The sequence below is a fragment of the Mucilaginibacter sp. genome (assembly GCF_965277465.1).
In the GTDB taxonomy this organism is placed as follows: Bacteria; Bacteroidota; Bacteroidia; order Sphingobacteriales; family Sphingobacteriaceae; genus Mucilaginibacter.
Genome location: NZ_CBDICW010000001.1, coordinates 1,365,139 through 1,377,716, shown reverse-complemented (window position 1 = coordinate 1,377,716; position 12,578 = coordinate 1,365,139). Strand labels below are relative to the sequence as shown.

Annotated in this window: 11 protein-coding genes; 8 read left to right on the top strand and 3 right to left on the bottom strand. The window is 41.0% G+C overall.

Annotated elements, in window-relative coordinates:
• Positions 1-30: 30 nt before the first annotated feature.
• A complete protein-coding gene (locus tag ACQY4U_RS06330; RefSeq protein ID WP_428328550.1) occupies positions 31-1,086 on the bottom strand; it encodes a glycosyltransferase family 4 protein in 1,056 nt (351 codons plus the stop codon).
• A gap of 116 nt (positions 1,087-1,202) precedes the next feature.
• On the opposite strand from ACQY4U_RS06330, the gene meaB reads away from it, so the two are divergent.
• Positions 1,203-2,099: a methylmalonyl Co-A mutase-associated GTPase MeaB gene (gene meaB, locus ACQY4U_RS06325; protein WP_428328549.1), complete on the top strand. Its 897-nt coding sequence runs from the start codon at positions 1,203-1,205 to the stop codon at positions 2,097-2,099.
• Positions 2,100-2,112: 13 nt separating this feature from the next.
• Here the strand turns inward: meaB and ACQY4U_RS06320 are convergent, their stop codons facing one another.
• Complete coding sequence (locus ACQY4U_RS06320) at positions 2,113-3,402, bottom strand: aminopeptidase P family protein (protein ID WP_428328548.1); 1,290 nt, start codon at positions 3,400-3,402, stop codon at positions 2,113-2,115.
• Between the two features lie 108 nt (positions 3,403-3,510).
• On the opposite strand from ACQY4U_RS06320, the gene ACQY4U_RS06315 reads away from it, so the two are divergent.
• The 6 genes from ACQY4U_RS06315 (at position 3,511) to ACQY4U_RS06290 (ending at position 10,685) form a co-directional block, all read left to right on the top strand.
• The gene (locus ACQY4U_RS06315; RefSeq protein WP_428328547.1) at positions 3,511-4,896 is read left to right on the top strand and encodes an OmpA family protein; all 1,386 of its coding nucleotides are present in this window, start codon (positions 3,511-3,513) and stop codon (positions 4,894-4,896) included.
• Between the two features lie 155 nt (positions 4,897-5,051).
• A complete protein-coding gene (locus tag ACQY4U_RS06310; RefSeq protein ID WP_428329728.1) occupies positions 5,052-5,192 on the top strand; it encodes a DUF6728 family protein in 141 nt (46 codons plus the stop codon).
• 56 nt (positions 5,193-5,248) lie between these two features.
• Positions 5,249-5,629, top strand: a complete 381-nt coding sequence (locus ACQY4U_RS06305) for a RidA family protein (RefSeq protein ID WP_428328546.1) — start codon at positions 5,249-5,251, stop codon at positions 5,627-5,629.
• An 11-nt stretch (positions 5,630-5,640) separates the two neighbouring features.
• Complete coding sequence (gene recG, locus ACQY4U_RS06300) at positions 5,641-7,752, top strand: ATP-dependent DNA helicase RecG (RefSeq protein ID WP_428328545.1); 2,112 nt, start codon at positions 5,641-5,643, stop codon at positions 7,750-7,752.
• 86 nt (positions 7,753-7,838) lie between these two features.
• Positions 7,839-9,215 carry a M20/M25/M40 family metallo-hydrolase gene (locus tag ACQY4U_RS06295; protein ID WP_428328544.1) on the top strand — a complete coding sequence of 459 codons (1,377 nt, stop codon included), beginning with the start codon at positions 7,839-7,841 and terminating at the stop codon, positions 9,213-9,215.
• Positions 9,216-9,380: 165 nt separating this feature from the next.
• Positions 9,381-10,685 carry an MFS transporter gene (locus ACQY4U_RS06290; protein ID WP_428328543.1) on the top strand — a complete coding sequence of 435 codons (1,305 nt, stop codon included), beginning with the start codon at positions 9,381-9,383 and terminating at the stop codon, positions 10,683-10,685.
• On the opposite strand, the gene ACQY4U_RS06285 is transcribed toward ACQY4U_RS06290, so the two are convergent.
• Positions 10,682-11,677 (bottom strand): polysaccharide deacetylase family protein, encoded by a 996-nt coding sequence (locus ACQY4U_RS06285; RefSeq protein WP_428328542.1) that lies wholly within the window; start codon positions 11,675-11,677, stop codon positions 10,682-10,684. The two genes, ACQY4U_RS06290 and ACQY4U_RS06285, sit on opposite strands and share 4 nt — an antisense overlap.
• A 118-nt stretch (positions 11,678-11,795) precedes the next feature.
• On the opposite strand from ACQY4U_RS06285, the gene ACQY4U_RS06280 reads away from it, so the two are divergent.
• The gene (locus ACQY4U_RS06280; RefSeq protein WP_428328541.1) at positions 11,796-12,515 is read left to right on the top strand and encodes a pyridoxine 5'-phosphate synthase; all 720 of its coding nucleotides are present in this window, start codon (positions 11,796-11,798) and stop codon (positions 12,513-12,515) included.
• Positions 12,516-12,578 lie beyond the last annotated feature (63 nt).

Sequence of the window (12,578 nt, the reverse complement as noted above, 5' to 3'; positions counted from 1 at the left end):
GTACAAACTTCCTGCCTAAAGGTTAAATTTTTATCCAAGGCATTCTAAGTACAAATCCATATACTGCTGTGCCGTTGAATCCCACGAGAATTTGCCTGCATGTTTTTTAATAGCTGCCGATCTGTTGTTTTCCTGGTAATCCTGCATTCCTTTTTTAAAAACCTGTTGCATGTGTTCAGGCTCAAAGTTATCAAAGTAATAAGCTGCATCACCCCCAACCTCGGGCAGTGAAGTAAATTTTGATAAAAATACAGGCTTGCCAAAGTACATGGCCTCTATTACGGGCAAACCAAAACCTTCGGCAACAGAGGGGAATAAAAAAGCGCTGCAATTTTTATAATACCAGGCCTTATCATCGTCACTTACCGGGCCGGTTATGGTTACCCTGTCGCGGCAGCCAAACTTTTCGGCAACTTCTAATATCTTTTCCTTATGCGGGGTTTCAATGCCGGCTATCACCAGTTCATAATCATTACCCTGCAAAAGTGGCGGCAATAAATGAAATCCTTTTTGAACCGATAATAGCCCTATAGTAAATAAAAACTTTTTTTCAGGCTGATACGCGGGCTGATGATCAGCCGGAACAATAAGCTTATCAGCACCATTATATATAACGCTTAATTTCTCTTGAGCCCCGGGGATGTATTTTAATATATCATCGGCCACAAATTGCGATATGGTAACCACCTTGTCACAGTAGGATATATATCTTTTTATTTTGTTGATATGTGCCTCTATTTTATGTGGCTTGCTAAACTCCAGGTGTACCTTATTAATATCATGTATGGTCATGATCTTTTTGGCATTTACACTGTAGGGCTTAAGGCGGCAGGTTTGATCGGTAAAATGAACAACATCAAACTTATTACGGGCCGGAAAATAAATATTGTGCAGCCTGTTTAAGTACATTACATCAACCTTACCATTAAAAAAGTAGGTTGTGTTTTTAAACATGTAATACTCCAGCTTAAAACGTTCCTGGTTTTGGCGGATAAGCGCATCACCTAAGCCTTTTCCAAAAGAAAAATAACCCGAGTTTGGGTTTTTCATTGAATCGAACGTAACTAATACTGATGGTTTTGACATTTAAAATAACCAGGACTATAAATTTATGAACGTAAAAACGCTTATAACTGCAATTATAAAGATATATTAATGTATGTTGAGATAATTTTATTCATTTGCATTTACAAACAACAAGGGTGAGCAGCATTAACAATTTACCGGCAATAATTACCAGCGATAATTTTCGTTCGGTGGCACGTGCCTTAACTATTGTTGAAAATGACCTTAACGGCGCCGATGAGCTTTTAAAAAAACTCACCTTTAATAAAAGTGTACCTGTTATAGGTATTACCGGGCCGCCGGGGGCAGGTAAAAGCACGCTGGTAAATGCCCTTATCAGCAACCTATTATTAAAAGGCAGTAAGGTTGCCGTTTTGGCGGTCGATCCTACTTCGCCATTTAACTTTGGTTCTTTATTGGGCGACAGGATCAGGATGGCACCACACTTTAACCATCCCGATGTTTTTATCCGGTCGTTGGCCACACGCGGTTCATTAGGTGGGCTATCAGCAAAGGCTATTGAAATGACGGATGTTTTGCGCGCCGCAGGTTTTGATTATATTTTGGTAGAAACGGTTGGCGTAGGCCAATCAGAAATTGAAATAGCCGGCCTTGCCGATATTACATTACTGGTATTGGTGCCCGAAAGCGGCGACGAGATCCAGAATATAAAATCGGGACTGATGGAAATTGCTGATGCCTTTATAGTAAATAAGGGCGACAGGGCAGATGCCGACCTGTTTGTAAATAATTTAAAAAAGATCTTCGGCCAAAAAAAGCATGATTCATTGCCCGTATTTAAAACAGTAGCTTCAAAAGGCGAAGGGATTGATGAGGTAACTGCGTTTATTCTTTCAAAGCCCGATCAAAAAAATGAGCGCAAGGAATTTCTTTTATCCGAAAAAGCCTACAAGCTTATCCAGCAAAAACAAATGGCCGGTATCAACAAAAAGAAGCTCCAGCATGCAATTGCTGAAGCTTCTTTACTACCAGGGTTTAACCTGTATAGTTTTATTGCTGCTTATATAGCTTAATGTAAGCTCCTCGTTAACTGTTCATAATTTCTTCAATATGTTCAGCCTCTACCGGAATATCAGCCATCAGATCAATATTACCACTGGCAGTAATTAAAATGTTATTTTCAATACGCACAGCTAAATCCTCTTCTGGGATATATATACCGGGTTCGCAAGTAAGAATATTGCCAACTTCAAAGTTTTTATAGCGGCTGGCAACATCATGCACATCTAAACCTAGGTGGTGCGAGGTACCGTGCATCAAGTACTTTTTATACAATGGCATTTTAGGATTTTGTTTGGCTACGTCGTGTTTATGCAATAAACCCAGGCCAATCAGTTCGCTGGTCATAATTTTTCCAACCTCATCATTGTAATCACTCCATACGGCGCCATCAACTATCAGCGTGGTGGCCTGGCGCATAACACGCAGCACTGCATCATAAACAGCACGCTGGCGTTTGGTATAACGGCCATTAACCGGGACGCTACGGCTCATATCAGCATTGTAGTTGGCATATTCGGCGGCAAAATCAAACAGAATGATGTCGCCATCTTTACAAACATGGTTATTATCGTTATAATGCAGGATATTGGCATTTTTGCCTGATGCTATAATAGGGCTATAAGCATGGCCTGTTGCACGCTGGCGTAAAAACTCATGGGTTATCTCGGCCTCTATTTCATACTCGGCAACACCGGGTTTTATAAACTTAAGCACCCGTACAAAGGCATCACGGGTAATTGCGCAGGCTTTTTGGGTTAATTCAATTTCAATGGGCGACTTTACCACCCGAAGGCTGCGAAGTATAACAGCCGAACGCTCATACTTATGTAAAGGGTATTTAGCCCGCATGGCTTCATACATCCTTATATCGCGGTATGGAACCGTAGCGGCGTATTTGTCGTTCTCGTTAGTATTAATATATACGTGTTCTGCATAGTTAATAACCGACTGCAAGATCACATCAAATTCACTCAGCCAATAAATATTTTCAATGCCTGAAACCTTCTTTGCCTCCTCTTTAGTGTACTTGTGTCCCTCCCACACTGCAATGTGTTCATTAGTTTGTCTTAAAAACAGTACTTCTCTGTATAGTGGATTAGGACAGTCGGGATACAGTAAAATTATACTTTGCTCCTGATCGATGCCTGACAGGTAAAAAAAATCTGGATTTTGTTTGAACAGAAAATTTTGGTCGCCGCTCCGTGGAAATTCATCATTTGAATGGAAAATGGCTAAGGACGAGGGCTTTAATTGTGAAACGTAATTTATCCTGTTATTTATAAATATCTCATTATTAATGGGCAGATATTTCATTTATATATGTTTTGTAGTTTTTAGAAAACAATTTTTTCCCTTTATTTGTACTAATATTACAAAATTTGGAACAATGTTTGGTTACAAATTCAAACATAATTACTATTTTTGAAAAAAATCACAATTAAATCGTTTAATCTTAAAACTATGAACTATTCTACATTAAAGAAAACAGTCGTATTGTCTTGTGTTTCCTTGATGGCAGTTGGTGCAGCTTCTGCCCAAACCGACTCAGCTAAATCAATGAAAAAAATGGCAATGTCTGACACAACTTCTACTGCCAAGGTATTTGGTGGTGCAGGTCAGTACAACACATTCAGCCTTGGTATTAATGCAGGTGTAACATCAGGACTTGTTCCTTTTGCTAACAACTCTACTAATCACTTCAAAGCCGCTTTAGGCTATGGCGCTTCATTAAGAGATCAATTATCACACTTTTTTAGCTTACAGTTAGATTACACTGGCGGTAAAGTTAAAGGTGAAGATCAGGCATCTACTTACAACCCAAGTGGTACATCTAAATTTGGCTACTCTTCTTACACAACTAAATTCAACCAAGTTACTTTAAGTGGCGTTGTTGATTTCGGTAGTGTTAGCTTTTTACACCGCAAAAACGCAGTTAACTTTTATGGTTCTGCCGGTTTAGGTTTAGATTTCTACAATCCAACTTTTACTGATGCAGCAGGAAATACAGGTTCTTACGGTAAAAACGTAAAAGAATTAGTTGCTCCGGTTGGTGTTGGTGTTAAATTCAAACTAACAGATGCGTTAGCATTGAATGTTGGTTACACAGTTGACTTTGTTAAAGGTTACAATTTCTCAGGTTTCCATACTTACCCTACATTTAACCACTACTCATACACTTACGGTGGTTTAGAGTATACTTTCGGTCCTAAATCTAAACAAAATTTAGAGTGGGTTAACCCGGTTGCAATGATGTATGATGAATTATACGATGCAGCTTTACGTCAGGAAGTTGAAGCTTTAAAAGGCCGTGTTACAAATGTTGAAACTGCAGTTAATGACCTGAAGAAAGATTCTGATGGTGACGGTGTTGCTGATCAATTCGATAAATGCCCTAACACTCCTGCAGGTACTGTAGTTGATGGTTCAGGTTGCCCTATCGTATTCCCTAAAGCTGATACTGTTAAAGCTGCTACTGTAGCTGCTGCTGCTTACTCAAACATCCAGTTTGAATTTGATAGCTCAGTATTGAAGACTTCTTCTTACCCAGTATTAGATGCTACATCTGCTGACTTAAGATCATCTTCAAGTGTGCTTACTTTAGCTGGTTACGCTTCATCTGAAGGTACTGCTGCTCACAACATGCGTTTATCAAAAGACCGTGCTAACTCTGTAAAAACTTACTTAGTTAACTCAGGTGTTGATGCAAAACGTATTAAAGTTAAAGGCTTTGGTGAAACTCATCCAATTGCTGATAACTCAACTGAAGAAGGACGTGTTGCAAACCGTCGCGTTGAGTTCCACAAATAATTTTGTAGAAAAATTATATCAAAAAGGCCTCCCGAATAGGGAGGCCTTTTTTGTTGTGGCCTGTTTTTTTATTAGCCCCGCTAAAACAACCGCATAAAAAGTCATTTGTATTGCCCGAAGATATTATTGAGAAAAAAAATTATGTAAATTTGTTCATGTATTTTTTCCGGAAAAAAGATCCAAACAGGCCAACAAACTTTAACCTTAGGGCTATGCATATTATAAATGCAATTGCTATAAGTGTTTTTTTAATCGCCATCATCTGGAAACTGGTTTATTGGCTGCTATTTAAATAATAGCTGCATCAGCATAACAATACCATACTATTGCCCTTCATAAACATAAACACTGCATGAAAACAATTATCAATACCAATAATGCCCCTGCACCTATTGGCCCTTATAGCCAGGCTGTACTTGCCGGTAACCTTTTATTTGTATCGGGCCAGGTGGCTATTAACCCGGCAACAGGCGAGCTTGTTATGGACGATATACAAACCGAAACCAAACAGGTTATGGAAAACATTAAAGCTATTTTGACAGAGGCTGGTGTTGATTTTAGTCATATTGTTAAAACCAGTATATTTTTAATGGATATGCAAAACTTTGCACTGGTTAATGAGGTTTACGGCACCTACTTTACAGAAAGCTTTCCAGCGCGCGAAACCGTTCAGGTTGCCGGCCTGCCTAAAAATGTTAATGTTGAGATAACTGTTACAGCCCTTAAGCCCTGATATTTTAATAATTGAACAGCCAGGTATTTGATACGCCGATTGAATATTTAAAAGGAGTTGGTGTTAGCCGCGCAGAGATCCTCAAAAAAGAACTGCAAATTGCAAACTTTGATGATCTGCTCAACTATTTCCCCTACAAATACATTGACCGTACCCGTTTTTATAAAGTAAAGGAAATACAACCCGAACTACCCTATGTACAGGTGCTGGCCCGCCTAACGCATAAAGAACTTATTGGCGAAAAACATACCAAACGCCTGGTTGCCCAGGCACAGGACGATACCGGGGTAATTGAACTGGTATGGTTTCAGGGAATTAAGTGGATCGAAAAAACGCTTATCCCGGGTAAGGTATATGTATTGTTTGGCAAGCCGGGTTTTTTTAACGGCAAGGCCCAAATGGCGCATCCCGAAATGGAGTTATATGCTCCTGCCGCAACAGCGCAACGCAAGGGTAACTTAACTCTTCAACCTGCCTATAACTCTACCGAAAAACTAAAAACATACACTTTAGATAGCAAGGGGATCCAAAAATTAGTAACTGCTTTATTGGAGCAGCATATAAGGGACATCCATGAAAATTTGCCCCTGTATATTATTCAGCAGTTTAAGCTGATGGGCCGGGCCGAAGCCTACCGTAACATCCACTTCCCCGAGGATGCCACAAAGCTTAATGAGGCCATGCACCGCTTAAAGTTTGAGGAGCTTTTCCTGCTGCAGCTTAAGCTGTTAAAAACCAAACTGCTGCATACCCAAAAATTCAAAGGGAATATATTTGGTACCGTTGGCAATATATTTAATGAATTTTATCACCATAAATTACCTTTCCCATTAACCAATGCACAAAAGCGTGTATTAAAGGAGATAAGGCAGGACACCCAGCGCGGCGTACAAATGAACCGCCTGTTGCAGGGGGATGTTGGCAGCGGTAAAACCGTTGTTGCCCTGATGAGCATGCTGATAGCGATTGATAATGGTTTCCAGACCTGTATCATGGCACCAACCGAAATTTTGGCTAATCAGCATTACCAAACCATCAAAGAATTAGTTGGCGATGATTTAATTGAAGTGGGTTTGCTAACAGGCAGTACCCCACAAAAAGCACGCAGGGTACTCCATGAAAAATTAGAAAGCGGCGATCTTAAAATATTGATTGGCACCCATGCCCTTATAGAAGACAAGGTTCAATATAAAAACTTAGGCTTTGTAGTAATTGATGAGCAGCACCGTTTTGGTGTGGAACAGCGTTCAAAACTATGGCGCAAAAACACCATCCCGCCACATATATTAGTGATGACAGCCACCCCTATTCCGCGTACCCTGGCCATGACCTTGTACGGCGACCTGGATGTTTCCGTGATTGATGAGTTACCGGCAGGGCGTAAGCCAATCCAAACCGTTCATTTTTATGAGAACCAACGGCTGCGGATGTTTGGTTTTATGAAGCAGGAGATTGCAAAGGGCAGACAGATCTACGTGGTTTACCCCTTAATTCAGGAAAGCGAAAAACTTGACCTTAAGAACTTGCAGGATGGCACAGAGGTAATGTCGAGAGAGTTTCCTTTGCCTGATTTCAGGATCAGTATTGTACATGGAAAAATGAAAGCCGCGGATAAGCAAGCCGAAATGAACCGCTTTATAAAAGGCGAAACACAGATTATGGTAGCAACCACCGTTATTGAGGTAGGCGTTAATGTGCCTAATGCATCGGTAATGATCATTGAGAATGCAGAGCGTTTCGGCCTGTCGCAACTGCACCAGTTAAGAGGGCGTGTTGGCCGTGGGGCTGAGCAATCATTCTGTATATTAATGAGTACCCACAAGCTAAGCCGCGATGGAAAGATAAGGCTTGATACCATGGTAAAAACCAATAACGGCTTTGAAATTGCCGAAACCGACCTTGAGCTTCGCGGCCCGGGCAGTATTGATGGTACGCAACAAAGCGGGATACTTGATTTAAAAGTTGCCAACCTGGTAACCGATCAGGAACTACTTTTAAAGGCACGCAAATGCGTTGAGGGCATATTTGAAAAAGACCCGCAACTGGCCCTGCCCGAAAATCAGATCCTTAACCACTCCGTAAAATCAAAAGACCTTGGTCTTAGCTGGGATAAGATTTCCTAATATAACCAGCATATCTCTTCATAATAAAAATACAGCTTTAAACTTTGGCTGTAAATGTTATTTTTACGATTGTTAAACTGATCTGAATGAAAATAAAACTTTTACTTTCCCTTTTGCTGCTTTTTACAACAGCACTTGCTAATGCGCAGGATTCATTAGCCATCCGTAAAATTTATGATGAAGCTTTGGTTAATGGCAAATGCTATGAAAACCTGCATTATCTGTGTAAAAACATAGGCCCGCGCTTAAGCGGATCAGCAAATGCTCAAAAGGCTGTTGAATGGGGTAAAAAACTTATGGAAAGCTATGGCTTTGACCATGTTTTTTTACAGGAAGTAATGGTACCGCATTGGGTACGCGGAGAAAAAGAACAAGCCAAAATAATTGACGGCACTAAAGAGATAGCCGTACCTATTTGTGCATTGGGTATGTCGGTTGCTACTCCAAAAGAGGGTATAACTGCCAATGTGATAGAAGTACACAGCTTGCAGGAACTTAAAACATTAGGTAAAGATGTTATTAAAGGAAAAATAGTTTTCTTTAACCGCCCGTTTGACCCGCGTTTTATTGAAACCGGAATGGCCTACGGCACAGCAGGCGATCAGCGATTTTTAGGCCCGGGCGAAGCTGCTAAATATGGCGCAGTAGGTGTTATAGTACGCTCGCTTACCGAAATTATTGATGATTACCCGCATACCGGCGCAACTGTTTATGGTGACATAAAGATCCCTGCGGCAGCCATATCAACCAAAGGAGCCAACTTATTAAGCTCCATGCTAAAGATGCGCAAAATGCCTTTGATTAAGTTTTACTTTAAGCAAAGCTGCAAGCAATTACCTGATGCTTTATCATACAACGTAATAGCCGAATTAAAGGGGAGCGAAAACCCTAATAAATTTATCACTGTAGGCGGTCACCTGGATTCATGGGATTTGGCCGAGGGTGCTAATGATGATGGCACAGGCGTAATGCAATCTTTAGAAGTACTGCGCATTTTAAAAACATTGAACTATCACCCTAAAAACTCTATCAGGGCGGTATTTTTTATGAACGAGGAGAACGGCGAAAAAGGCGGTATTAAATACGCTGAATTAGCTGCTAAAAACAAGGAAGAGCATATTGCCGCCATTGAAACCGACGAAGGTGGTTTTACCCCAAGGGGATTTGGCTTTACCGGCTTATCTGCATCAGCATTAAAAAAGATCAATAAAGAATGGAAACCATTATTGGAACCTTATGAAGCTGACCGCCTGATTGCCGGTGGCGGAGGTTCGGATATTGAACCGCTTGTAAGTGCAGCGCCATCCGTAGTAATTATAGGCTATCTGCCCGATTCGCAACGTTATTTCGACCTGCACCATACGGCTAAAGATGTATTTGAAAACGTAAACAAACGCGAGCTGGAACTTGGTTCGGCAGCTATGGCATCATTAGTTTACCTGATAGATCAGCACGGATTTTAATTTGTACTGTAGAGGCACAATACTTTGTACCTCAAAACCAGAAGGAATTTAAAAATTACCGTAAAGCCACTAATTGTGTATTTACGGTAATTTTTTAACAAATAGCTTATAGTTTTTCTGCATTGCCCCACAAATTGTAAATTTGCGGCAACTTAAAAACTCACAGTGTCAGAAGACGGAGATAGTCAACCCAAAACAGATTCTTTTGCAGCCTTGCGATACAAGGACTTTCGCTCATACGTAGGTATGCGGTTTTTCTTCACGTTTGCCTATCAAATGCAGGCCGTTATTGTAGGCTTTTACATTTACCAGTTAACCAAAAGTGCTTTTGCACTCGGTCTTGTTGGCCTTTGCGAAGCAATTCCGGCAATTGGCATTGCTTTATATGGAGGTTATGTTGCTGATAAATCTGAAAAGCGAAAAATGCTCCTCATTATCTCTGCACTTGTATTTTTTGCATCCATCGTTATGTTTACCGTTACCATGCAAAGCATGAGCGGCTATATTCATAAAGACTGGATCATCCCCATTATTTACAGTATGATATTTTTAAATGGACTGGCCCGTGCTTTTTATGGCCCGGCTACCTTTACCATTTATGCCCATAGCATCCCTAAAGAGGTTTATCCTAACGGAAGCACCTGGAGCAGTTCAAGCTGGCAGGTTGCCTCCATCCTTGGCCCCGCTGCCGGTGGTTTGATCTATGGTTTTTATGGCATCACGGCTGCGTTTAGCGTTATCATTGCATTCCTGATCCTTTCTATTGTATTGATCTACAGGCTACGGTCGTACCCGCCGGTATTTGTTCCGAAGGAAGACATTTGGGAGAGCCTTAAAGAAGGTATAAACTTTGTTTTTAAAAGCAAAATGCTCATTTGGGCTATGAGCCTTGATCTATTCTCGGTGTTTTTTGGTGGTGCAGTGGCCTTACTACCCGTATTTGCCAATGATATTTTAAAGGTAGGATCCGAAGGGTTAGGTATAATGCGGGCAACATCATCATTAGGTGCTGTTTTAACCATGCTGGCCATGGCAAGGTTCTCGCCTATGGGTAAGCCCTGGCGCAACCTGCTGATAGCAGTTACCGGCTTTGGCTTGTCTATTATCTGTTTCGGCCTTTCGCGCAGCTTTTATCTTTCCTTGTTCTTCCTGTTTACCGAGGGTGCTTTTGATAGTATCAGCGTAATCATCAGGGGGACTATTATGCAACTCTTAACACCTGATCACATGCGCGGCCGGGTATCGGCGGTAAACTCTATGTTTATAGGTTCATCAAATGAGATCGGTGCCTTTGAATCAGGTACGGCTGCTAAATTATTAGGAACCGTACCATCGGTAATTTTTGGGGGAAGTATGACCATTGCAATTGTTACTATCACCTATCTTAAAACCAAAAAACTGATCCCGTTATCATTAAATGAGATCCAGACGCCCGAGGCCGTAGCATCTGAAAAAACCGTTGGTAATTAATTACTTCCTTCAAATTCTTCGTCAACACTTTGGCGCAGGTCGTAAAGCAGCCATTGTTTTTTAGCGATAGATTGTGATTTTGATTGCAGTAGTTTAATAAAATCATTTACACCAACCGGCTCGTTTCCGTTACCATGTATCAGTACAATGCTGCCGGCCTGTGGCTGCTGACCCTTAGCTAACCAGGCATCGGTACCTATAGGGATCAATCCAAAATCAGTGATCCTGTACACCAATTGCTGATCAGACACCAGGCCCGGAAAACGAAAGAAAACCGATGGCAGCAATCCGTTTTTAAGCATTGCCTTTTCGGTTTCCAGCACTTCATAACTAATATCTGTACCTGCCTCCAACAAAAAATTCTCCCTAAGAGGAAGCTTCAGGCTTACGCGGTGATTAAAGGAATGATTGATCCAGGTGATGTAGATCTCATGATCGGCCTGCATTTTCTTTAGCCAGTCTAAATCCTGCGGATGCTGGCGCATCCATATCCCGGTAACTGATAAGGCTACGGGTACAGGATGTTCTACCTTTTTAAATTCAGCTATAATATCGGTAAAGATGCGCTTATCTAATGGGCGGTGTGATGGGCAAAGATCGGCAGTAAGGCTGATCCCGGTTTCTTTGGGCATCCCGCTTTCAATGCCGGCATCCTGGATATTTACCGATTGTTTTTCGGCTTTGGTAAGCGCCTTTTGGTAAGGGCTTGTTTTAAAAAATGTACGGGCCTCGGATAATGACATGGGCTTAACCTGGTAAAAATTGCTTTCATCAATTTTGGTTTCCAGCGTTTGGGGGTTTACCAAAAGAAAATAATCCTTACCCTCATTTTGAAACTCCCTGATGATCATCCAATCCTGCGGAAAGTGCTTAGCCCAGCCATAGTAAACCTTATAATTTTCAATTTTGCGGTAGTTAGCCTGTGCATTAGCAGCTATTGTCCCAATCGTAAATAAAAAAAACAGTATAGAATATTTTAATGCTTGTTTCATAGTAGTTTTGCAATTGCAATAACGGATCAAATTTATTTAAGTTTTATAAACACAAATCCTTAATAGCAAACTTATAATACTAAAACTGATATTGAATAGCTGAAACAATAAATAAATTATGACCCGTCTATCTGTCAACATAAATAAAATTGCAACCCTGCGCAACTCACGCGGTGGTAACAACCCCGATCTGGTTCAAGTAGCAAAAGATTGTGAGCGTTTTGGCGCACAAGGCATTACGGTACACCCGCGGCCGGATGAAAGGCATATCCGCTATGCTGATGTTTTCGACCTTAAAAAAAATGTAACCACCGAGTTTAACATTGAAGGTAATTGCCAGGAGCAAAAATTTATTGATTTGGTTTTAGCCAATAAACCTGAGCAGGTAACTTTAGTACCCGATGTTTTAGGACAGATAACCAGTAACCACGGCTGGGACACCATTACCAACCAGGAATATTTGAAGTATATGATTGCTGTATTTAAAAATGCAGGTATCCGTGTTTCTATTTTTGTTGACCCTATTGCTGAGATGGTTGAAGCGGCCGCTACTACCGGAACCGACCGTATTGAACTATATACCGAGGCCTATGCACATAATTACCAGGCAAACAGGGAGGCGGCAATTGAACCTTATGTACAGGCTGCCGAAGTTGCCCAAAAAGCCGGTTTAGGTATCAATGCCGGGCACGATCTGGATTTGCAAAACCTTAAATACTTTGCCCAAAACATCCCCGGATTGGCTGAAGTAAGTATAGGCCATGCACTGATAAGTGATGCTTTATATTACGGTTTGGAAAACACCATCCAAATGTATTTAAGGCAGCTTGCGGTATAGCAAAAGGGCATATTACATCCTTCTGTAAAATAGCTAACTCATGCGCCTGCCAATTGCTACTGA